We start from the raw sequence: 23,047 nt of genomic DNA, 5'->3' as shown, positions 1-23,047 counted from the left end.
GGAACGGTCTCTGCTCCGGCCGAACCGACCGGAAGGGCATGGCATGACCTCGCAGACGGCTGTTCCGGCGAGGGACGGCAGGACGCCCGGGTCGGATCCGGGAGACCGCCCGGAACCCGCAGGCCTCCCGGAACCCGCCGCTCACCCCCGGACACGGGGGGTCACGCCATGAGGGACGAGGACGGGCTGCTGGAGCTGGGACTCATGCGCACCGTGTTCGACAGCCTGGGTGCGGGCGTGTTCGTCACCGACACCGCCGGTCTGCTGACGGCGTCCAATCCCCGGGCGCAGCAGATGCTCGGCCGGTCGAGGGACGAGCTGCTCGGTCACGACCTGCACGATCTGCTGCACCGCCGGAAGGACGGCAGCACCTTCCCGCGCGCCGAGTGCGCCATGCTCGCCGTACTGGAGAGCGGCCGGCCGGACGAGGGCAGCGACGAACTGTTCCTGCGCGGGGACGGCAGTCTGGTGCCGGTCATCTGGGCCGCCACCCCACTCCGGCACGAAGGGCGCCTGAAGGGCGTGGTGATCGTCTTCCACGACTTCAGCCTGCACCGCGACGCGGCCGAGCAGACCGCGGCCCACCTCGCGGCCCTGGAGGGACTCACCGCACGGCTGACGATGGTGGCGGAGGTCTCCACCGTCCTCATCTCCACCACGGACACCCCGGAGATGCTGGACAGGCTGGCCGGGCTGCTGGTGCCGGAGATGGGTGACTGGGCGGTCGTCGATGTGCACACGTCCGCCGAGAAGGGCGGCATGCGGCGCGTCGCCGCCCGCAGCATGGACGACCCAGCGGCGGCCGACGCGCTCAAGGGGCCTCTGCCGCCGCAGGCCGAGTCGTCGGGTTCGACGGGCATCCAGGCGCTGCGGGGCTTCCGGCCGGTCGTCCTGGACGAGGCGGCGCTGGCCGAGCCGCCGGACACCCCGCTCGCGGCCGCCCACCGGCAGCTGTTCGACCGCCTCGGCGGAACCTGCGGCGTCGTGGTACCCCTGCACACCCGGCGCCAAGTGTTCGGCGAGCTGACCGTGGCACGCTCGGCCGCCGGGTCGTCGTACACGGAGGCCGAGCTCTTCCTGCTGGCCGACATCGGGCGGCGCGCCGGACTCGTGATGCAGGCGGCGGAGCTGTTCGAACAGCAGCGTCATGTCGCGGAGACCATGCAGCGGCAGCTTCTCACCCCTCTCCCCCAGGTCGACCACTTGCGACTGGCTGCCCGTTACCGTCCCGCCGAGAGCGCGGCGGAGATCGGCGGGGACTGGTACGACTCCTTCCTCCTCAGCGACGGTGTGATGACGATGGTCATCGGGGACGTCGTCGGGCACGACCTCCAGGCCGCCGCCCACATGGCCGAGGTCCGCAACATGCTCCGCGCCCTGGCGTGGGACCGCACGGAACCCCCCAGTCTGATCATGCGCCGGCTCGACGAGGCGATGACCCACACCAGCGACGCCCCCATGGCGACGTGTGTCTTCGGTCGCGTCGAGGGCCCGGAGGGCGGCCCCTGGCACTTCAAGTGGGTCAATGCCGGGCACCCCCCGCCCCTGCTGATCACGGCGGACGGGCGCACCCGCTTCCTCGAAGAGGGACACGGCCCGCTCCTGGGCCTCAGTTCGGCCCTGCACATGGGTCTCGACTGGCCCGACGCGCGGGTGGAACTCCCGGCCCGGTCGACCCTGCTGCTCTACACCGACGGTCTCGTGGAGAGCCGCGCCCGCGACATCGAGGCGGGGCTCACCGCACTGCGCCGGCACGCCTCGGACCTGGCCGGGCACGACATCGAGGACTTCCTCGACGAGCTGCTCGCCCGCATCGACCCCAGCGGCGACGACGTGGCGCTGCTGGTCCTCCGCGTGCCGGCCGCTGGGGCCGGGGCGGGCCCCGGCGAGGCACCCCCGCAGTACGCGCACAGCCCGGCGGCGTCCAACCGAGGCGCACCCGGTTCGCGCATCGAGGGCTCCCCGGTGAGGGACACCTCCGAACCGACGTGACGCACCCGGGAGTCCGGGCCGTGAATCTTCTGCGACGGGGTACGCCCGTCATGCGGGGCCCGTCGCACCACGACGGACCGGGAGGAGGGTGTGAAGCCGCCGCCTCCCCGCCCGTCGAGGTCTCAGCGAGCGCCCTGCGCTGCCTGGTCGAGCAGCCGCTGGATGCGCAGTCCGTGGGCCGCGTCGATGCCGGTGCCCACCCCGCTCCGTACGGCGGTGGCGAACTCCCGGCGGAGCACGGGCCAGCACTCCTCGTGGTCGATTCCCGCGGTGTCGTAGACCAACTCCTCCCCGGCGCCGAAGAGTTCGACGCGGGTCCGCGCCTGGGGAAGCCGCACGCTGCCGGACAGGGATGCCTGGCTCACCGCCCCGTTCTCGTGCTCGCAGGTGAGCTCGACCCAGCGGCGCGGGTCCCCCGCGGCGCGGACGGAGACGATGGGCCCGACCGCGGTGTCGAGGATGTCCAGGAGATGGGGGCCGAGGTCGAGCAGTGCGCCGTGCTCCAGCCGCCAGGACGTGGCGAACTCCCCGCCGAGGAAGGCTCCGTGCAGATAGCAGGAGCGTGCGCCGGTCACCTCGCGGGTGGCCGCCTCGGCGAGGAAGGCACGGGTGACCGGGTGGTACCTCTTCGTGAGGACGAGCTGGGAGATCACCCCGTGCTCGTCGACGGCGTCCGCCACAGCGCGTGCCGATTCGAGGTCGGCGCCCAGCGGCTTCTCCAGCAGCAGGGCGCGTCCCGCGGCCGCGGCACGCGGTGCGAGGGCGGCCTGGACGGCGGGCGGCACCGCGAACGCCACGGCCTCGCATGTGTCGAGGAGTTCCTCGAAGGAGTCGGCGACGGGTGCCCCGTAGGGCTCGGCCACCTCGGCGGCCGCCTCGCGGCGGCGGGCCCAGACCCCTGCGAGCACCGTCTCGGGGCCGGTCGCGAGCATGCGGGCGTGCATGGTGCGCGCCCATGGGCCGGCGCCCACGAGGCCGACGCGGACGGGCTCGTGGGACCAGGTGTGCGTGAGGGGGGTGGTGCTGGACATGGTGCTCTCCGTCGGATCTGCGGGGGATGTGGTGCGGCCGGTCACCGGTGGTGCCGGTCACGGCCGTGGTAGCCCTGCGGGTCCGCACCGGTGGTGGCCTCGTGCTGCGGCCCTCAGACACCGGCCCGGGCGAGGGCCGCGAGCCGGGCGTCTGCGCGGTCGGGGGCGTAGAGGTGGTCGATGACCATACGGGCGGCTCCGGTGAGCGCCGCCCGATCGCCCAGCGCCGAGGTGACGACCTGCAGGTGGGCGGTGGTGCGTGGCATGGCCCGCTGGTAGATGAGTTCGCGTACGCCGGTGAGGAACGGGGTGCTCGCCAGGTCTCCGCTCAGCATCAGTACCCCGGGGTTGAGCAGGGTGACGACGGTGACCAGCACCTCGCCGACGCGCTGTCCTGCCTCACGGGCGAGCCGGACCGCGTCGGGCTGGCCCGCGGCGAGGTGGTCGCGCACATCGGATCCCGAAGCGGTGGGCACTCCCGCCGCAGTGAGCTGACCCGCGATGGACCGGCCGCTCGCGACCGCCGCGAGGCAGCCGTAGGAACCGCACATGCACAGGGCGTCGGGGCGGTCGTGCAGCCGGATGTGGCCGATGTCGCCGGCTCCGCCGTCGATGCCCCGGTACACCTCACCGCCCACGACGACGCCGGCACCGATCCCGGTCGACGCCTTGACGAGGACGAAGGCGCTGCAGTCCGGGTGGCCCGCACGCTGTTCGGCCAGGGCCATCAGGTTGGCGTCGTTGTCGACGAACACCGGCAGCGGCCCGCCGGCGGGCATCCGGCCGACGTGCTCGGTCCAGGCTTCGCGCAGGCGCTCCCGTACGGGGAACCGGTCCCAGCCGGGCATGATCGGCGGCTGCACGATCTGGGCGGACTCCCAGTCGACGGGCCCCGGCACGGAGAGCCCGATGCCGCAGACCCGTTCGGGTCCGACGGCGGCCTCGGCGAGCAGTGGGCCGAACCAGCTGGCGAGTTGGTCCAGCGCGCGGTCGGGGCCGTCGGCGATGACGAGGGTGCCGGTGTGCTCGGCGAGGACCGTGCCCGAGAGGTCGAGCAGGGCGACCCGGGCGTGCCGGGTCTCCAGGTCGGCGACGAGCACCACGGCGTGCGAGGGGTCGAACTCCAGCCGGGCGGAGGGCCGCCCACCGGTGGAGGTTCCGGTGGCGCCACGCAGCCAGCCCGCTCCGAAGAGCTGGTCGAGCCGGTGTCCCACCGTCGAGCGGGAGAGGCCGGTCGCCTGCTGGAGCTCTCCGCGCGTGGTCGCCTCGCCGCTGCGAATCAGCTGGAGCAGATGCCCCGCGCTGGCCTGGTTTCCTGCCATCCCCGCCGTCCTCGCCCTGTCAGTCTCGCCCGTGCCTGCCCCGGTGGCCTCCCGGCCGTCGTCCCGGCTCCTGGCGTCAGCCCTTGTCCGCACCGCTGGTCAGGCCCTCGGTGAGGAGCCGTTCGGCGGAGAAGAACAGGAGTACCACAGGGATGGTCAGGACGACCGACCCGGCCATCAGTACCGTCTTCGACACCTCGATGCCGTTGGCCAGTTGCTGCAGGCCCAGGGATACCGTCCACCTGTCGGGGTCGGCCGCCAGGAAGAGCAGGGCGAACAGGAACTCGTTCCAGGCGATCATGAAGACGTACAGCCCGGTGGCCATGAGCGTGGGCAGCGCCAGCGGGAGGATGATCTTGCGTACGGTCTGGAGCCGTGACGCACCGTCGATCGCCGCCGCTTCCTCGATGCTGAAGGGGATGGTGACGAAGTAGTTCTTCAGCATGTAGATGGAGACGGGCACGGTCTGCGCGATGTAGACGATGGCGAGTCCCACGAGGCTTCCGGACAGGCCCATCTTGGCGAACATCACGAAGAGCGGAACGGCCAGCAGCGTCGCCGGGAACATGTATACGGCGAGGAAGAGCGCGCTGACCTGCCGGCTGCCGAAGAACTTCAGCCGGCTCACCGCGTAGGCGCCGGGCACCGCCGCCGCAAGGGTCAGGATGACGGTCGCGATGGCCACGAGCGCCGAGTTGAGCAGCATCCTCAGGAAGCCCTGGCCGCCGTCCGAGGTCGACTTGAGGACGCTCTCGTACGTGTCGAACGTGAAGTCCTTGGCGGACACCCAGAGGTTGCCCGGGTCGAGGAGCAAGGCGTCGATGGGCTTCACCGACAGCAGCAGCATGTAGTAGAAGGGCACGATCGTGATCGCCGCGAGGAAGGCGATCACCACCCAGCGCAGCACACCGAAGAACCGGTTCTCGAACTGGGCACGGGTCAGCCGGGCCTTGGGGCGCGCGGGTGACGGCACCGGACGCGAGGTGCGTCCCGGCTGCTCGCGGGTCATCGTGGGGGTGGGGGTCATGCCGACTCCTCCTGGACCTTCTTGCCGAAGAACTTGAAGTAGATGCCCAGGAGGGCCATGAGCACGACCGCGAGGACGAGTGCCTGGGCGGACGCGGCCCCGACGTCGAAGCGCGACGTGAGGAAGTCGTAGACGCGGACGGCCACGACGTCCGTGCCCGAGCCGCCGCCCGTGAGCAGGTAGATGTCGTCGAACTTGTTGAACGTCAGGATGAAGCGCAGGACGGACAGCAGGGCGATGACGGGCATCAGCTGCGGCAGCAGGATGTGCCGGAAGCGCTGGGAGATCGTGGCGCCGTCGACCTCCGCGGCCTCCTCCAGTCCCGCCGGTACCGCCTGGAGGCGGGCCAGCATGAAGAGGAAGGCGAAGGGGAAGTAGCGCCAGGTCTCGAAGGCGATGACCGTGAGCAGCGCGAGCGGGATGTGGAAGTGGACGCCGAGCACGCCCACTTCGTAGGACCGGGTGGACAGGAAGGCGATCGGGTCGTCCCATCCGAAGAGCTTGCGGCCCCACTCGTTGACGATGCCGTACTGCGGGCTGAGCGCGACCTCCCAGACGAACGAGACCGCGACCACGGGGGCGACGTACGGCAGGAGCATCGCGGCACGCAGGATTCCGCGCCCACGGAAGGGCCTGCGCAGGGCGAGGGCGGCGATCAGCCCGAGGACGACGGACCCCGCGGTCGCGCCGACGGTGTAGAGGAGCGTGGTGCCGAGGCTGCTCCAGAATCCGGGGGAGCCGAAGACCTGGGAGAAGTTGTCGAGGGTCCAGTGGCCGAAGAGGCCGTTCTCCTGGATGTCGACGAGCTTGGCGTTCTGGAAGGCGAGCAGGACGGTCCACAGGATCGGCAGGATCACCACGACCAGGACCACCAGGAAGGTGGGCGTGACGAAGGCGAGACCTGACCGGTTCTCCCGCCTGCTGCTGCTCTGCGGTGGGACGCGGCGCTTCTTCGCACCGCTCGTTATGGAGCTCATGGGTGGGTTACCTCGGTGACGGAGCGGCGTGCGGCTACTGAAGGGACTTCTGGAGGGCGGACACTTCGTCGTTGGCCTCCTTGGCGGCCTGCTCGGGCGAGATCTGACCGCTGGTCATCGCGCCGATGGCCTTGGCGACGGGGAGTTCGCCGTTGGTGGCGCCGACGAGGGTGCCCTGCCCCTGGGTGAGGCCCCATCGCTTCATGTCGCCGACGCCGGTGACGAGCCGGTCCAGGAGGCCCGGGGGGTAGGCCTTCTGCATGGACTCGCGGTGGTCGACGCCCATGACGCTGCCGCGCCACGCCTGCTGGAAGGAGCCGGGCTTCTCCGGGGTGCCGGTGCGGACGGGGATCTTCCCCTCGGGGGCCATGCCGAACCAGTCGGCGTAGCCCTTGCCCATCATGTACTCGATGAACTTCCGGGACGCGTCGGTCTCCGCGGTCCTGGTGACCGCCCACGACGTGATCTCGCCGAACTGGGCGGGCTCCTTGCCGTCGGGGCCCTTGAGGGAGGTCACGATCCCGGTGTTGCGGGCCAGGAACTTCGGGTCCTTCTTGCAGTCGGGGCAGCTGGGCAGCGCGTCGTCGCGCAGGCCGGCCATCTCGTCCAGCAGGAAGGAGGACCAGACCGCCATGGACGACTTCCCGGCGAAGTAGGTGGCACGGGTGGTGTCCACGGTCTGGCTGCCGGGCGCGCCGTGCTTGCGTGCGAGGTCGTTGTACGCCGTGAAGGCGTTGTGGCACGCCCGGGAGTCGAGGGCGGGCTTGCCGGCCTCGTCCACCAGCTCACAGCCGTTGGCCAGGGCGAGGTCCTCGAAGCTCTGCTGGGTGAAGACGTCCGAGGGGTCGGAGGCCAGGGATATGCCGTCCCGGCCGCCCTTGTCGAGCTTCGCGGCGGCCTTCAGGGCGCTCGCGTAGCTGTCCGGCGCGTCGAGTCCGGCCTTGGCGAAGAGGTCCTTGCGGTACACGAGGATCTGGAGCCACGCGTCGGAGGGGACGCCGAGCCGGGTGCCGCCGTCGGCGGTGAGCGAGAGCGCGTTGCCGTTGAACGTCTCCGGGTGCAGGTCCTTGACCACGCGGTCGGCGACCTCGGTGTTGAGCAGGCCGTTGCCGTACATCTGCCAGACCTGGCCCATCGGGACCGCCCCGATGACGTCGGGGAGCTTGCCGGCGGCGGCAGCGGACATGATCAGCTGCGGCAGCTGGGTCTCGTCCACGCCGACGAGGTCGACCTTGACGCCCGTCTCCTTCTCGAACCGGTCGACGACCTTCTGGGTCGCGGCCATCCGCGGCGGCAGGTTCTCCTGGGACCACACCGTGATCCTGTTGTCGGGCCGCTCGGCACCTGAGCTGCCGGAGCAGCCTGCGAGCAGACCTGCAGCCAGGGTCCCGGCGAGCCCGAGCAGGGTCGCCTTTGACCGTCGGGTCTTCATCACCATGCTGTGTCCTCACGCCACTTACGCACTTTCCTGATGCATCTCAGCATCACTTTTGCTTCTTGACAAGACATAACTCTGAGATATCTTCGACTGAAGTCAGCGAGTAACACCCCTTCCAGCACCAACGGAGCCTCCCGTGGAACGCGTCGTCCAGTTCACCGGCCCCCGCCAGGTAGAAGTCGCCGAGCACGAGAGCGCTCCGCTTCCCGCGGGACATCTGCGAGTCCGAACTCGCTATTCGGGCATTTCAGCAGGAACCGAACTAACTGCCTATAGGGGAACGAACCCGTACCTGACGCGTACTTGGGACGCCGAGGCCAGGATCTTCCGGGACGGTGCTGCCGGCATCGAGTACCCGGTCGCCGGCTGGGGCTACTCGGAGGTCGGCGAGGTCACCGAGGTCTCGCCCGAGCTCGTCGGCACCCCGGGGATGCCGGCCACCGGCGATCTGGTCTGGGGCATCTGGGGCCACCGCAGCGAGGGAATCGTCCCGGCCGAGCGCATGGTCGGTCACACCCTCCCCGCGGACCTGGAGCCGCTCGCCGGGGCCTTCGCCCGGGTCGGCGCCATCGCGTACAACGCGATACTCGCCGCCGACATCCACCTCGGCGAGGACGTGGCCGTCTTCGGCCAGGGCGTCATCGGCCTGCTGACCACCCGCCTCGCGCAGCTCAACGGCGCGCGCGTCACCGCGGTCGACGCACTGGACGGCCGGCTGGCGACAGCCCGGGAGTACGGTGCGCGGCACACGCTGAACGCCCGCGCGGACAGCGTCGCCGAGAGCATCCGTGCCGCCACGGGCGGGGCCGGCGCGGATGTCGCCATCGAGATCAGCGGCGTGTACCCCGCCCTGCACGAGGCCATTCGCTCCGTGACCGTCGGCGGCCGCGTCGTCGCGTCCGGCTTCTACCAGGGCGACGGCGCCGGTCTTCGGCTCGGTGACGAGTTCCACCACAACCGGGTGCAGCTGATCTGTTCCCAGATCGGCGGAGTGCCCCCGCAGCTCGCCGGCCGCTGGACCGTCGAGCGGCTCCAGAAGACCTTCCTCTCGCTGGTCGCCGAGGGCCAGGTGGACGTGAAGTCCCTGGTCAGCCATGTCGTCCCGGTGGCCGAGGCCGCCGACGCCTACGTGCTGCTCGACGAGACCCCCGCCGACGCCCTCCAGGTCGTGCTGGAGTTCTGACCCCCGCGGTCCCCCACCCCGTACGAACAGCCAGACCCCCAGCGCGCCCACCGTCGGCGCCGAAAGGCATCCCATGCTGAAAACCGCCTGCCAGGAACAGCTCCTTCCCGGCGACACGCTCCAGGAGAAGTGGGCCTTCGCCCAGGACGCCGGCTTCGACGCCGTCGAGCTGCGGTCCAAGGGAGACTTCCACTTCCGTGACCGTCTGCCCGAGCTGAAGCAGGCCCTCGCCGACGGGGTCGTCATGCCGACCGTCTGCGTCGACATGCTGCACTTCTTCGCCGCGTTCGACGACGATCTGCGCCGTGACGCCCTGGAGCAGATGAAGTCGCAGCTCAGCGTCGCGGCCGAGATCGGGGCCCGGGGTGTGCAGACCCCCGCCTCGTACGGGATGTTCTCGCGCCGGCTGCCGCCCTTCGAGCCGCCGCGCACCGAGGAGCAGGACCGCGAGGTGCTGCTGGCCGGTCTCTCCGAGCTGGGCGAGCACGCGCGCCGTGAAGGCGTGAGCCTGTACCTGGAACCGCTCAACCGCTACGAGGACCACATGGTCAACCGGCTGGAGCAGGCCGTCGACCTGATCCGCACGGTGGACCTGGACTCGGTCCGCATCGGCATCGACAGCTACCACATGAACATCGAGGAGACCGACCCGTCGGCCGCCATCCTCGCGGCGGCCCCGTACATCGGCCACGCCCAGGTCAGCGACTCGAACCGGTTCCAGCCGGGGGCGGGCCACCTGGACTGGCCGGCCTGGATCGGCGCGCTCCACAGCATCGGTTACGAGGGCTACCTCGCCGCCGAGTGCCGTCTGACCGGCGACCCCGTCGCGGCCGTCCGCTCCATCCCCGCGTTCCTGCGGAGGTCCGGCGCGTGACGTCGCTGCTCGAAACCCCCGTGCCCGCCGCTGCCGACGACCTGACACTTCGGCACGGCGCGGCACGGGTTCTCCTCGCCAACTGGACCGGCGGTTCGACCGTCCCGTCGCGGGGCCTGTACCCGCACCAGTGGAGCTGGGACTCGGCCTTCATCGCGATCGGGCTGCGCCACCTGTCGGTGCGCCGCGCCCAGCGCGAACTGGAGAGCCTGCTCGGCGCCCAGTGGTCCGACGGGCGCGTGCCGCACATCGTGTTCAACCCCTCCGTCCCCCTCGACGCGTACTTCCCCAGCCCCGACTTCTGGCGCTCGTCGACCGACGGCACGGCGGCGGGCGCGCCCGCCGGCACCGAGACGTCGGGCATCGTGCAGCCGCCGGTGCACGCGCTCGCCGCCTGGCTGGTCCACGAGTCGGACCCCGAGACCTCGCGCAGCCGCGGCTTCCTGCCCCGGGTGTACGGGCGGCTCGTGGCCTGGCACGACTACCTCACCGGGTCCCGCGACCTCGGCGGCGCCGGGCTGGCCGCCATGGTGCACCCGTGGGAGCCGGGAATGGACAACAGTCCCTGCTGGGACGCGCCCCTGCGACGCGTCGAGCCTGCCGTCCCGGGCTCGTACCGGCGTGCCGACCTCGACCACGGCCAGGCCTCGGAGCGTCCCACCGATCTCGACTACGGGCGCTACGTGCGCCTGGCGGCCGACTACCGCGACAGCGGCTACGCGGATGTGCGGGGCTCGCACTCCTTCGCCGTCGAGGACCCCTGCGTCAACGCGCTCCTGATCGTCTCGGAGCACGCGCTCGCCCGGATCGCAGCCGAGACGGGGGCGGACCCCGCTCCCCACGAGGCACGGGCCGCGCGTCTCACCGCCGCGCTGGTGGAGCGTCTCTGGTCGCCCGCCGACGGCATGTTCCTCTGCCGGGACGTGGTCGGCGGCGAGCTGATCGCCGAACGCAGCGTCGCCGGGCTCGTCCCCCTCATCGTTCCCGGGCTGCCCCAGGACATCGTGGACGCCCTGCTCAGCACGGCCGAGGGCCGCAGCTTCCGTCTCGGCGAGGTCCCGATGGCACCCTCGTACGACTTCGAGGGGCACGCCTTCGACCCGTCCCGCTACTGGCGCGGTCCCGCCTGGTTCAACACCAACTGGCTGCTGGAGCGCGGTCTTCGGCAGTACGGGCGGACGCGCGCGGCCGACGCGCTGCGCGGGGCCATGCTCGGCGCGGCGGGCGGCAGCTCCTTCGCCGAGTACGTGGACCCGGTCACCGCCGAGGCACGCGGCACCCGGGCGTTCGGCTGGACGGCGGCCCTCACCCTCGACCTGCTCGCCGCGTCCGGTCGGGCGGGCGGCGGCGCCCTTCCCACGTCGAACGGAGCACGCACGTGAACGGCACGGCGGACACCACCCTGGTCCGCGCGGGCACCTTCGTCGTCCTCGGGGCCGACGGCGGTCTCAGCGGCCGCGGCGGCACCTCCCCGGACGGCCTGTTCCACCGTGACGCCCGGCACCTGAGCCGGTGGACGCTGAACGTCGACGGCACCGCGCCCACGGTGCTGGTCCCGTCGAGCGGCGAGGCGTCCGCCGGCTGCGTACTCACACCGCCCGGCACCCGGGACGAACCGGCCGCGTACGCCGTGTTCCGTGAACAGGCGCTGGGGACCGGGGCACTGACGGAGCGTCTGCGGCTGGTCAACAACCGCCCCGCGCCCGTCGCCGCAACCCTCTCGCTGACCGCGGACGCCGACTTCGCCGACCAGTTCGAACTGCGGTCGGACAAGCGCACCTACGACAAGGCCGGTGCGCTGCGCACGGCGAGCGGCCTCCCGGACGGCGTGGTCTTCGGCTACGAGCGCGGCGAGTGGATTTCGCGCACGACGGTGCGCGCGTCCCCCGCCCCTGCTTCCGTACGGCCGGTCGACGAGGAGCCCACCGCCCACCGGCTGGAGTGGCGTCTCGAACTGCCCGCCCACGGCACCGCCGAGATCCTGCTCACCGTCACCGCGCACGCGCACGGCGCTCCGGCACCGGCCGCCGTGGGCACACCGGCGGAAGCGGTCGCCGAACAGGCCGCGGACGCGGAAGCCTTCACGTGGGCACCACTGCCGCTGCCGCCGGACGCCCCAGCGGGCCTGGCCGCCGCGTGCGAGCGGGGACTGCGCGACCTGGCCGCCCTGCGGGTCCCGGCCACGGGCCCGGACGGCGAGGACGTACGGGTCCCCGCGGCGGGCATCCCCTGGTTCCTCACGCTCTTCGGCCGGGACTCCCTCTTCACCTCGCTCTTCGCCCTGCCCTATCGGCCCGAACTGGCCGAGGGAACCCTGCTCGCACTCGCGGCGACGCAGGGCACCGGCTACGACGCCGGCCGGGGAGAACAGCCCGGGCGCATCGTCCACGAGATCAGGCACGGCGAACTGGCGCACTTCCGCCAGGTGCCCTACGGCCGGTACTACGGCGCGGTGGACGCGACCCCGCTGTTCCTGGTGCTGCTGGACAGCTACACCCGGTCGACCGGTGACACGGCCCTCGCGATCCGGCTGGAGAGCCGGGCCCGGGCGGCCGTGGACTGGATGTTCCGGGACGGCGGTCTGGACGACGGGGGCTACCTGGTCTACTCACCCGACCCCCAGGGCCTGGTGAACCAGAACTGGAAGGACTCCGAGGGAGCCATCTGCTTCCTGGACGGCACCCAGGCCGGGGGGCCGATCGCCGTCGCGGAAGCACAGGGCTATGCCTACGACGCGCTGGTGCGCACCGCGCGGATGGCCCGGTGGCTGTGGGACGACGCGCCGTACGCCGAGCGGCTCGACAAGGCCGCCGCGGATCTGCGGGAGCGTTTCCTGCGGGACTTCTGGATGTCAGGGCCCGACTTTCCGGCGCTCGCCCTGGACGGCGAGGGCCGGCAGGTCGACTCGCTGGCATCGGACGCCGGTCACCTGCTGTGGTCCGGCATCCTCGACGACCGGCATGCCCGGCGGGTCGGACAGCGACTGCTGGAGCCCGACTTCTTCTCGGGCTGGGCCATCCGCACGCTGGCCTCCGGCCAGCCCGGTTACCACCCGCTGTCCTACCACCGGGGCACCTCCTGGCCGCACGACAACGCGGTGATCCTGCTCGGCCTCGCGCGCTGCGGTCTGCAGGACGAGGCGCGCACGGTCGCTCTCGGCCTGCTGGACGCCTCGGCGCACCACGGGCACAGGCTGCCCGAGGTGATGGCCGGCTACTCGCGGGAACAGCACCCGCGCCCGGTCCCGTACCCCCACTCCTGCTCCCCGCAGGCCTGGGCAGCGGCGACTCCCCTGGCTGTCCTCACCGCACTGCGGGAGGGTGACGGCGGCCCGTCGTAGTCCTGCCGGGGCCGGCCCGCCACACCCCGGCGGTCCGGCCCGGAACCGGCGCGGCCCACAGCATCCCCTGCTGCGGACCGCGCCGGTTCCGCACGTCGTACCTGCGCCCGTGGGGGGCGGCGGGACCACCCGGGCCCCCGCGCGAGCGGACCCGTCACCGCGGTGACCCGGTCAGGGACGGCGGGCGCGGCCTCCTTCCACGTCGGCCAGGAGCGCGATCAGCGAGGTCCGCGCCCGCGCGACGCGTGAGCGCACGGTCCCGATGGGGCAGCCGACGGCCGTGGCCGCCTCGGCGTAAGGGAACCCGAGCAGTTGGGTGAGCACGAACGCCTCACGCCGCTGCGCCCGGATCAGCGTCAGGAGTTCGGCGAGTGCGACTCCCTCGTCGAAGCCGGGCACGTCGTACGGCTGTGCACGCTCCGCGGCCCTCTGCCAGTCGTGACGGTCCGCGAGGCGCGGCCGGGCGGCGGCCCGGCGGAAGCTGTCCGCCACGGTGCGGCGGGCGATGGAGAGTATCCAGGTGCGGGCCGACGAACGGCCCTCGAAGGCGGGCAGCCCGGTGAGTGCCCGGAGGAACACCTCCTGGGTGAGGTCGTCGGCCGCCTGCGGGTCCGCGCTGAGATGGGTGACGTAGCGCCGGACGTCGCGGTGCAACGCGCGGACGAGCCGGTCGGTCTTCTCGGGATCTCCGTCCCGGGCCTCCAGCGCCAGCCGGGTGGCCGACTCGTCGAAGGCCGCGGTACGCCGGTCCGGTGTTCCGAGGTGGGGCGGGTACGGGGCATGGGGCATCGCCACAAGGTCCTTTACGGGCATGTGTGGTCCGGCGGCGCGCGTGGCCGACAGGTGACGGAATCGGCCTGCGGGAAGGCAGTGCCGATGCCCGAGTCGCGGTGGGGTGCGCGCTCGGGGAACCTGCCGTCGCCAGGGGATGCCCATTGATCCGTGCAGGGATTGCGGGACAGGCCTCAGGCGACAGCGGTTCCCGTAGGCGGACCTCGCGAGGTGATGCTGTGGACCAGCAGGAGGAGCGCCGGCGCGCGGACCGTCCGCGGGCGGCGCACGCGCGGGCGGGGCCGCTGCGGGAGCACGCAGAGGCGGACGAGCATGCGGAGCGGTGACCCGATCCGCCCCGCGAAGGCGCGCATCACGCGGAAGAGGGCCCGCTCGCCGTGGGCGAGCCACAGACCGCACAGGACGGCGGACAGCAGGTGGGCGACGAGCATGCCGGCGGAGGGCATGCCGGCCATGGCGTGAGCGCCGTCCACCCCGGATGCGAAACCGTCCGTCACATCGGACGCCATGTGGTGGGAGATCAGGTTCCCCAGACCCGCGTTGCGCACGACCTCGGCCGCCTCCCGGTCGGAGAGCCGGGCCGCGCCCTCGCCGCACAGGAGCTGTTCGGCCCACAGGTGTGCGGACGAGACGCGTGAAGGCCGCGGGGGCCTGGGGACGGAATGTGCCAGGGCGAAGACGGTGTGGAGCACGGTCTGCACGACGACGGCGGCCGAGGTGACGGCGAGCAGTCCCCTCTCACGGCCCCCGAGGAGCCAGGCCACCGATGCCGTGCCCACGAGCGCGAGGGCCATCGCCCACCAGGACACCGCCGTTCCCGACATGAACGCGTGGCCGGTGGCCGCGAGCAGCACACAGACGGCTGCGAACAGCGCAGCCGTACAGCGCGGTGGCTCCGGCCCGGATTCATGGCCTCCGCTTCCCCCGCCGGTGCGCGATCCCACCCAGCAGGATGTCCGCGACCATGAAGGCGGCCAGTGGGATGCCGAGGAGCGGGACGAAGGAGCCGAGGACGGCGACGGCCGCCATCGACGGGACCAGGACGTGGGGCGGCACCTTCTGCCACGAGCCGCGCGCCATCGGGCGGCCGAACGACGAACCCCGCCCGCGCTGCCACCACATCCGGTACCCCAGCAGGATCAGCACGATCAGACCGGCGGTGGGGCTCTGCTGGTCGTCGTGCGAGGTGAGGACCGCTGGTTCGACGGACAAGTCTGCTCTCCTTAGCGCGGGACGGCCCGGGCGGGCCGTGATCGGCCGGTCCAGTAGTCGGATCGGACCGCCCGGTGGTTCCCGGTACTCGTCCCGGCATGGATCTCGGAAACGTCTTCGCCCAATTCCGCAGCGGCACAAGGGATTTGCTCCACGCCCGAGAACACGTCCGAACCGGCCCGCCACGCGGCACGCTCATGGCCCGCAACGCCTGCTCGCCAGGGTGAGCCCGGGGTCAGCCGGTCACGATCCCGATGACCAGGTTGATCGCGGTGGCCAGGACGCCCGTGCCGAAGACGTAGGAGAGCAGGCAGTGCCGGAGAGCGACCGCTCTGATGGTCGAGCTGGACACGTCGGTGTCGGAGACCTGGTAGGTCATGCCGAGGTTGTAGCTGAAGTACAGGAAGTCGACGTACTTCGGCCGCTCGTCGGTGTTGAAGTCGATGCCGCCCTCGGGCTCCAGGTAGTAGAGGTAGGCGTAGCGGGTGGCGTACATCAGATGAAGGGACGCCCACGCCATGAAGACCCCGCAGAGCGCGGCCGCCGCCGCCGCGTGACTCAGGTCGGCGTCACCGACGAGGAGCAGCAGCACGATGCCGACAAGCCCGCACAGGGCGGCGACGACGACGGCGAGCTCCTCGGCGACCGGGCGGAACTCCTCGCGCCGGACGTTGTGGTGCGTGGTCGCCGCGTCCATCGGCCACAGCGCGATCCAGCCCGTCACGACGAAGGCCGCCTCAGCCGCGGCGATGCCGGCGAGAAAGCCCAGGGGCAGGCTGGTCGTCACGCCTGCGACCACACCGATCACGGCTCCGACGATCACCGCTCCGGCGAGCCTGGGCACGGCCGAGCGCGCCAGCCGGTGGTTCAGGGATCTCACGGGCGAAAACCTCCACAGCTCGGGGCGGGCCCTGGCCTGGGCCGGTCCCGTCGTATGGGCCTGGTAGCCGGACCGTCACGAAGGAACGAAGCGAATAAGGCGCATATGTGACGGTATCCATGTACTCGCCAGGCGGCAGTCCGGCACCCCCGACCGCCCCCCTCCCGTGGGTACGACGCCCGCTCGGCAGCCGCGCCCACGGAGGTCGGGTGGCAGGTCGGGCCCCGCATGCATAACCTGCCCGGAAGTGCGGTTTGTCACTGTGTGCCCCATGTGGTGAAGGATTGAGAGCCGTGAGCATCGATCGTGACGAGCAGAAACCCGTGGAGCCCGAGGCCGGCCCCCTCCCGCAGGGCGAACCGCAGTTCCACCCCTACCGTCACCCCGCCGCGGGCTGGGGTGCGGCGAAGAGCGTGACCCGGTTCATGGTGCGTGAGGGGGCCCTGGTGGACGGCCCGCGGGCGATCATGCGGATGAACCACGAGAACACCGGGTTCGACTGTCCAGGATGCGCGTGGCCGGACGACCTGAAGGGCCTGCACCTGGACATCTGCGAGAACGGCATCAAGCACGTCACGTGGGAGATGACCCGCAAGCGGGTGGGGCGCGACTTCTTCGCCGCGCACTCGGTGTCCGAGCTCTGCGGGTGGAGCGACTACGAGCTGGAGAACCAGGGCCGGCTCACCGAGCCCATGGTCTACGACCCCGGGTCGGACCACTACGTCCCGATCAGCTGGAAGGACGCCTTCGAACTCGTCGGCCGCGCTCTGCGCGAGCTGGACAGCCCGCACCAGGCGTCCTTCTACACCTCCGGCCGGCTGGGTAACGAGGCCTCGTTCCTCTATCAGCTGCTGGCCCGTGAACTGGGCACGAACAACCTGCCGGACTGCTCCAACATGTGCCACGAGGCGAGCGGGCGGGCCCTCCAGGCCTCTCTCGGCACCGGCAAGGGGACCGCCGACCTCAAGGACTGGGAGGCGGCGGACGCCCTGTTCATCATGGGGGTCAACGCCGCGTCCAACGCGCCCCGGATGCTCACAGCGCTTGCCGAGGCCCACGACCGGGGCGCGAGCATCGTGCACGTCAACCCGCTCGTCGAGGCGGCTGCCACCCGCACGATCGTCCCCCACGACTTCACGGACATGGCCCTCTTCAAGTCGACACCGACCAGCAGCCTGAACCTGCAGGTGCGCATCGGCGGCGACATGGCCCTGCTGCGCGGGATGGCCAAGGCGGTCATCGAGCAGTCGAAGACCGACCCCAAGGCGCTGGACCGGGAGTTCATCGACCGCCACACCACGGGTTTCGAGGAATACCGCGCGCTCTGCGAGGCGACCTCGTGGGAAGAGATCGAGGAGCAGTCCGGGCTGAGCCGGGCGGAGGTGCTCCAGGCGGCACGTGTGTACGGCGAGGCCGACCGCAGCATCATCAGCTGGTGCCTGGGCGTGAGCCAGCACGAGCACGGCGTCGACACCGTCCGCGAGATCGTCAATCTGCTGCTGCTGCGCGGCAACCTGGGGCGGGAAGGCGCCGGCCCCTCCCCCGTGCGAGGGCACAGCAACGTCCAGGGAAACCGGACCTGCGGCATCGATCACCGTCCCACCGAGAAGTTCCTGGACCGGCTGGCCGAGGTCTGCGGGATCGAGCCTCCGCGCGAGCACGGTCTGGACACCGTCGGCACCATCGAGGCGATGCTGCGCGGCGACGTGAAGGTGTTCATCGGCATGGGCGGCAACTTCGCCCTCGCCGCACCGGACACTCCCGTCACCTACGCGGCGCTGCGCAACTGCGACCTCACCGTTCAGGTGAGCACCAAGCTGAACCGCAGCCATCTCGTCCACGGCACCGGGGCGCTCATCCTGCCGTGTCTCGGCCGAACCGAGAAGGACCATCAGCGCAAGGGCGTCCAGAGCACCTCCGTCGAGGACTCGATGAGCATGGTCCACCTCTCGATCGGCATGAAGCGCCCCGCCTCGAAGGACCTGCTGTCCGAGCCGGCCGTCATCGCGGGCATCGCCCAGGCAGCCCTGCCCGGGTCCGCCACGCCCTGGCAGTGGTACATCCAGGACTACGACCGTATCCGCGACACCATGGCCCAGGTCCTCGACGGCTTCGAGGACTTCAACCGCCGGGTACGCCTGCCGCTGGGGTTCCGCATCAAGCAGCCCGCCCGCGAACTCGTCTTCCTGACGCCCTCGGAGCGCGCCGAGTTCTCCAGCGCCGTGCTGCCCGACGTCGTGCCGGCACCCGGAACGCTGGCACTGGGCACGATGCGCTCGCACGACCAGTGGAACACCACGATCTACTCGGACAACGACCGGTACCGAGGAATCAAGAACCTGCGCACGCTGGTGTTCATGAACAGGGCGGACATGCGCGAGCGCGGAATCGACGACCTCGCTCCCGTCGACATCACGAGTACCGCGAGGGACGGCAGCAGGAGGTTCCTGAACGGATACCTCGCCATCCCCTACGACATCCCCCGTGGCTGCGCGGCGGGCTACATGCCCGAGATGAACGTCCTGTGCGCGCTCGTGGACCACAGCACCCAGAGCGATCAGCCGATCATGAAGCACGTCAAGGTCACGATCGTGCCGGCTGCCTGAATGACTTCATGGCCGGTCCCCGCCATCCTCCGGTGCGTCCTGCCCCGCGCCCGCACCGGACTCGTCCTTGCGGACCGTACAGTGCGGCGAGTTGACCTCCAGGCGCATTCCCTGTGCGCGGACACGACGCTCGCCGCGGTCCAGGAGGTGCTGGACGATCTGGGTCAGGTCCCCTCTCGAGCTTGAGGAGCCGCTCCTTCTCACCTTCGGTGAGCTGGGAGACCGGAATCCCCGTGCGCCTGGAGACGATGTCCGCGATGTCGACGGCGGTGACGGACACGACGCCTTCACGCTGCTCCTCGATCCCCGCGGTCTCCGCCTCCACCTCGGCGATTCGTTCCTTCCGTTCTGAGGCCTTCGCGAAGTCCTCACCGTCGACGGCCTGGTCCACCCGGCACACGCCACCCCCGGCCGGCACGCTCGACGGCGTACCGGCCGGGGGCCGGAGCTACTTCCGCGCGGCCGCCTTCGCGGCGCTGCCGTTGATGACGAACTGCGATCCGGGTTCGATCACGACGTCTCCGTCGGCCGAGCCGGTGATCGTCACATCGCTCAGCGTCGCACTGCCTCGCGCTCCTCCGTGGGCCAGGATTCCGGACCCGTTGACGGAGTTGTCGATCCGTACGCGCTGGATCTGCGCTCCGGGTACGGAACCACCACCGGACTTGAACTGGATCCCGTCGTAGGTCGAGTCGTGGATGTCGGTGTCGCGGATCGTGACGCCGGGGATGTCCTGACCTGCGGCGAACAGCGTGATGGCACCGAACTCCTGGGCCTCGCCCCAGAAGGCCCCTCCTGTCCGGTGGAGGGCGTTGTTGGCGATCAGTGTCTGCCCGGAGAAGGGCAGCGGGTCGTGGTCGGTCGCCAGCATGATTCCGGGGTAGTTCATCGTGTCGGAGATGATGTTGTTCTCGATCGTGTTGCCATGACCTCCGTAGACCGCGATGCCGTTGGCTCGCCAGGGCAGCTGGATCGTGTTGTTGCGGAAGTGGTTGTCGTGGCCGATGTCCACCGACGGGTTCTTTACGTACCTGCTCGACCAGACGGCCAGCGCGTCGTCGCCGGTGTTCCTGAACGAGGAGTTGAAGACGGTCGAGTTGCGGGTGCCGTTGGCGAAGTTGATGCCGTCCGCGTAGGTGTTGCGGATCCGCATGCCGGTGAACTCGACGCCGTCGCCGGGCCCCCAGAGGTCGGGGATGTTGTCGTAGTCCCGGCCGGCCCACACCCCGACGTTCGCGTGCTCCAGCCACACATTGGTGATCTCGGTGTCCTCGCCGAAGCGGCCGTTCAGCCCCACCCCGCCCTCGGCGTTGCCGTCCCCGCCCCGGATGGTGCCGGAGCCGAAGATCGCCAGGTCCGAGATCTTGGTGTTGTCGTCGATGTCGAAGCCGAAGTTCCCCTCGTGCGGGTGGTTGATGCCACCCGCGTTCTGGGGCTGGGTGAGTGTGTACAGCTGCGAGTGCCACATGCCGGCACCGCGGATCGTGACGTCCCTGATCCCGACCTGGTTGTACTGGCCCCGGTTCAGCGGGTCGTCGGTGAGGATCTTCTGCTCCTGCCGCCACTGCCCCGGCGGGATCCACACGCAGCTGATCTCACCGTTCTGGTCGGCCGTGACCGCCCGCTGGAGGGCGACGGTGTCGTCGATGCCGTCGTTGGGGACGGCGCCGTAGGTGGTGATCGAGGTGCATCCGGCCGGCTGGGCCGTCGCCGGCGCGACCTGCTCCAGGTCGACGAGGTCGATGATGTAGAAGGACGCCGTGTCACCGGCGTCGCGCTGGAGGCGGAACTTCGTTCCTGCCGGATAGGTCTGCCCGAGCAGGGCGTTGGACTCGTCGAACAGCCTCCGGGCGTCCGTCTGCGGCTGGTTGGTCAGGCCCTCGGGGCTGTCCGTGTCGCCGTAGAGCCAGCTGTGCTTGGAGGAGAGGGTCAGCTTCCGGGCGAAGGTGTTGTTGACGTAGAGGCTGATGGTGGCCTCCGCGCCGCCGCCGCCGGGGGCGTCGGGGACTGAGTTGCGGACCACGATCGAGTTGGACGGCACGGTCGAGGTGACCTCGACGTACTGCCCGGTGGAGTTCAGCCGCACGGACTGGCGGCCGGAGGACTCGGTCGCGAAGTTGGTGTGCCCGAAGGTGCGCTCCTGGTCGGACTTCAGCAGCGTGCCCTGGTAGGTGCCCTGTTCGGCCTCGTACTCGGTGTACGGCACCGCGGCGCCGCGCCCGACCACGATGGCGCGCGAGAAGACGTTGTTGTTCTCGTTCGTCTCGGCCACGACACCGGTCGCGTCGGCGGTGGCCGTGAGGTTGGCCCCGCCGCTCTTCGCCGTCCAGCTGCCGCTGACGGGCACGGTGACGGTGCCTCCGGCCGGAACTGCTCCCGTCGTGCCGTTCAGCGTGGTGCTCTCGACGAGGAGGCGGGTGACCGTCGAGGCGCTGACCGCGGTGGTTCCGCGGTTGTGCACGGAGACGGTGAAGGTGACGGCGGCGCCGACCGCCGGGTTCGACGGGTTCGACGCGATGCCCAGCACCTCGAGGTCCGGGCCGGGGCTCTGGCCGACGACGAGCTTGGACGTGGCGGTGCGGCTGTTGTTGCTGTTGTCCTGCTCGGCGATCGTGTCACTGGGGTCGACCACCGCCGACACGCTGTACGAACCCATCGGCCGCTTGCCCACCGCGACCGGCACCGTGGCCGACGCGCCGGCGGCGAGGGCGCCTACGGCCGCGCTGCCTGCGGCCACGCCCTCCAGGCTGACGTCGACCGCAGTCGCGGCGGCGGCCGACGTGCCCGTGTTGCGCACGGTCGCGTTCACGGTGACGTCGTCCTTCTCCGACGGCGTCACGGGCGACCACGTCAGGTCGGAGACGACCAGGTCCGGGTTGGGAGCCGCGGTCCCGACGACCTGCATCTCTGCGACCTGGGCACCGGGCGCACCGGTGTTGGCGAAGAACTTCAGCTGGATGTCGGCGTACCGCCCGCTGACCGGGATCGTCACCGTGTTCTGGTTGCCGGAGGGGTTGAACGCGTAGTCGGCCCGGTCCTTCAGCGAGGTGAATCCGGTGGCGGACTGGGCCCGGCCGAGGACCTGGAGACTCTGCGTGCGGGTGGCCCACGCCTGGTCCGGGGAGAGCTTGAGGACGACCGCCTCGACGTCGGCGTCGGCACCGAGCTTCACGGTGAGCGTCGCGGGCTGGCCGTTCGACTCCCAGTATGTGCCGGTTCTGTCGTCATTGGCGTTGGCGGCCAGGTAGGTCTGCGTGTACGACGATGCCTCGATCGGTTTGTTGAGCGCCAGGTTGGAGCCGTTCGCGGGCGGCGGGCCGGAGTCCTCCTCCCCGTAGACCTCCATCTGGGAGAGCTGGGCGGCGTTCCAGCCGGTGTTGGCGGTGATCTGTACGCGGACGTGGCGCACCTGCTTGGCGGTGAAGCCGATGGTCACCGTGTTGCCGGACGACGGGTCGAACACCCTCGCGGCCGAGGCGGACAGTGCGCTGAAGGTGCTCCCGTCGGTGCTCCCCTGGATGCTGAGCGTCTGGGTCCGCGCCTCCCACGCGGTCGGCAGTTTCAGCACGACCTGGTCGACGTCGAACCGGTTGCCCAGGTCGATCTGCACCCACTGCGGCAGGGCACCGGAGCTCTCCCAGTACGTCTGCTGACTGCCGTCCGTGACGTTGGACGCCGGGTAGGCGCCGTGCGATCCGCCGGCCGTCGCCTGTTTGCCGAAGGCCAGATCGGTTTCCTGGGCGGCGGCCGAGGCCGCCACCGGCAGGAGTCCCACGGTCATCAGCGCGGTGGTCACCGCACCCACGACGAGACGCCATCGGAGTTGCTTCCATCTCATGCTGTCCTCTGTTCCGGGGGGCCTGGGGACCGGGAGGGCACGACGACGTGCCGCCGGCCGCCGGGCACGTCCTGCTGCGCCGGGCGGTCGGCGACGGCCGGGTACGGGCTGCCGGTACACCGATGGGGGGATCGGGAACGCCGGCAAGAGGGAGAGCAGGCCACCTGCCGGAAAAAGCGCGCTAGTTGCCTAGGTTTTTGAGTGATCCGGTCAATATTTTGCGGTGTCGAGGTCACAGGTTTCTAGCAGGTGACACTTTTGTCAACGGTCCTCACAGCCGCACACCCACCGGCGCGCCGTCGCCGCAGCTCAACGCCGTCGGCCGGGATCGCCCGGAGGTGCATTCGCCGACGAAGTGGGCTGCCGCGCACCGGTGTTGCCGATCGCCTCGACGAGCACCCGGCAGGGCGAACGGGCCCCCGGCGACCCGCCCGGGCACACGGGACGGAGACCCCGGAGCCCGCTCCTCGTCTCCCGGATCCCGCCCTGCGCCACACGCATGAGGCAGCCGATTCCCCGGTCAGGCCATAGGGTG

15 protein-coding genes and 2 pseudogenes are annotated in these 23,047 nt (G+C 70.8%); 6 read left to right on the top strand and 11 right to left on the bottom strand.

Going from position 1 to position 23,047, the window contains the following annotated elements; all coding sequences use genetic code 11:
- Positions 1 to 168: 168 nt before the first annotated feature.
- Entirely contained in the window at positions 169 to 1,992 is a 1,824-nt protein-coding gene (locus OG206_RS28605) for a SpoIIE family protein phosphatase (RefSeq protein ID WP_327121111.1), read from the top strand.
- Between the two features lie 122 nt (positions 1,993 to 2,114).
- On the opposite strand, the gene OG206_RS28600 is transcribed toward OG206_RS28605, so the two are convergent.
- The 5 genes from OG206_RS28600 to OG206_RS28580 form a co-directional block, all read right to left on the bottom strand.
- Positions 2,115 to 3,023, bottom strand: coding sequence for a Gfo/Idh/MocA family protein (locus OG206_RS28600; protein WP_327121109.1), 909 nt, complete (start codon positions 3,021 to 3,023; stop codon positions 2,115 to 2,117).
- A 113-nt stretch (positions 3,024 to 3,136) separates the two neighbouring features.
- Positions 3,137 to 4,345 carry an ROK family transcriptional regulator gene (locus tag OG206_RS28595; protein ID WP_327121107.1) on the bottom strand — a complete coding sequence of 403 codons (1,209 nt, stop codon included), beginning with the start codon at positions 4,343 to 4,345 and terminating at the stop codon, positions 3,137 to 3,139.
- Between the two features lie 76 nt (positions 4,346 to 4,421).
- Positions 4,422 to 5,288 (bottom strand): carbohydrate ABC transporter permease, encoded by an 867-nt coding sequence (locus OG206_RS28590; RefSeq protein ID WP_327122427.1) that lies wholly within the window; start codon positions 5,286 to 5,288, stop codon positions 4,422 to 4,424.
- Between the two features lie 80 nt (positions 5,289 to 5,368).
- A complete protein-coding gene (locus tag OG206_RS28585; protein ID WP_327121105.1) occupies positions 5,369 to 6,349 on the bottom strand; it encodes a carbohydrate ABC transporter permease in 981 nt (326 codons plus the stop codon).
- Between the two features lie 34 nt (positions 6,350 to 6,383).
- The gene (locus OG206_RS28580; protein WP_327121103.1) at positions 6,384 to 7,787 is read right to left on the bottom strand and encodes an ABC transporter substrate-binding protein; all 1,404 of its coding nucleotides are present in this window, start codon (positions 7,785 to 7,787) and stop codon (positions 6,384 to 6,386) included.
- A gap of 136 nt (positions 7,788 to 7,923) precedes the next feature.
- On the opposite strand from OG206_RS28580, the gene OG206_RS28575 reads away from it, so the two are divergent.
- The 4 genes from OG206_RS28575 to OG206_RS28560 all read left to right on the top strand — a co-directional run bounded on the left by OG206_RS28575 (position 7,924) and on the right by OG206_RS28560 (position 13,184).
- Positions 7,924 to 8,970 (top strand): zinc-dependent alcohol dehydrogenase, encoded by a 1,047-nt coding sequence (locus OG206_RS28575; protein WP_327121101.1) that lies wholly within the window; start codon positions 7,924 to 7,926, stop codon positions 8,968 to 8,970.
- Between the two features lie 73 nt (positions 8,971 to 9,043).
- Entirely contained in the window at positions 9,044 to 9,844 is an 801-nt protein-coding gene (locus OG206_RS28570) for a sugar phosphate isomerase/epimerase family protein (protein WP_327121099.1), read from the top strand.
- Positions 9,841 to 11,226 (top strand): MGH1-like glycoside hydrolase domain-containing protein, encoded by a 1,386-nt coding sequence (locus tag OG206_RS28565; protein ID WP_442805909.1) that lies wholly within the window; start codon positions 9,841 to 9,843, stop codon positions 11,224 to 11,226. Before OG206_RS28570 ends, OG206_RS28565 begins: the two co-directional genes overlap by 4 nt.
- Complete coding sequence (locus OG206_RS28560) at positions 11,223 to 13,184, top strand: amylo-alpha-1,6-glucosidase (protein WP_442805908.1); 1,962 nt, start codon at positions 11,223 to 11,225, stop codon at positions 13,182 to 13,184. Before OG206_RS28565 ends, OG206_RS28560 begins: the two co-directional genes overlap by 4 nt.
- Positions 13,185 to 13,355: 171 nt before the next feature.
- Here the strand turns inward: OG206_RS28560 and OG206_RS28555 are convergent, their stop codons facing one another.
- From OG206_RS28555 to OG206_RS28540, 4 genes and pseudogenes are all read right to left on the bottom strand, one after another.
- Positions 13,356 to 13,973 (bottom strand): sigma-70 family RNA polymerase sigma factor, encoded by a 618-nt coding sequence (locus OG206_RS28555; protein ID WP_327121097.1) that lies wholly within the window; start codon positions 13,971 to 13,973, stop codon positions 13,356 to 13,358.
- A gap of 176 nt (positions 13,974 to 14,149) precedes the next feature.
- On the bottom strand, positions 14,150 to 14,920 hold the full coding sequence (locus OG206_RS28550; RefSeq protein WP_327121095.1) for a hypothetical protein: 771 nt from the start codon (positions 14,918 to 14,920) through the stop codon (positions 14,150 to 14,152).
- Positions 14,883 to 15,128 (bottom strand): annotated as a pseudogene (locus tag OG206_RS28545) (PepSY domain-containing protein); the annotation flags it as partial. The pseudogene OG206_RS28545 and the gene OG206_RS28550, both read right to left, overlap by 38 nt.
- A gap of 295 nt (positions 15,129 to 15,423) precedes the next feature.
- Positions 15,424 to 16,068, bottom strand: a complete 645-nt coding sequence (locus tag OG206_RS28540) for a DUF1345 domain-containing protein (protein ID WP_327121093.1) — start codon at positions 16,066 to 16,068, stop codon at positions 15,424 to 15,426.
- Between the two features lie 293 nt (positions 16,069 to 16,361).
- On the opposite strand from OG206_RS28540, the gene OG206_RS28535 reads away from it, so the two are divergent.
- A complete protein-coding gene (locus OG206_RS28535) occupies positions 16,362 to 18,674 on the top strand; it encodes an FdhF/YdeP family oxidoreductase (protein WP_327121091.1) in 2,313 nt (770 codons plus the stop codon).
- 175 nt (positions 18,675 to 18,849) lie between these two features.
- Here OG206_RS28535 and OG206_RS28530 read toward each other — a convergent pair.
- Together OG206_RS28530 and OG206_RS28525 are read right to left on the bottom strand one after the other, a co-directional pair.
- A pseudogene (locus OG206_RS28530) lies at positions 18,850 to 19,062 on the bottom strand (hypothetical protein); the annotation flags it as partial.
- A 60-nt stretch (positions 19,063 to 19,122) separates the two neighbouring features.
- The gene (locus tag OG206_RS28525) at positions 19,123 to 22,512 is read right to left on the bottom strand and encodes a CARDB domain-containing protein (protein ID WP_327121089.1); all 3,390 of its coding nucleotides are present in this window, start codon (positions 22,510 to 22,512) and stop codon (positions 19,123 to 19,125) included.
- Between the last annotated feature and the right edge of the window lie 535 nt (positions 22,513 to 23,047).

The sequence above is a fragment of the Streptomyces sp. NBC_01341 genome (assembly GCF_035946055.1).
Taxonomy (GTDB): Bacteria; Actinomycetota; Actinomycetes; order Streptomycetales; family Streptomycetaceae; genus Streptomyces.
This window is presented reverse-complemented; position numbering and strand designations above follow the sequence as displayed.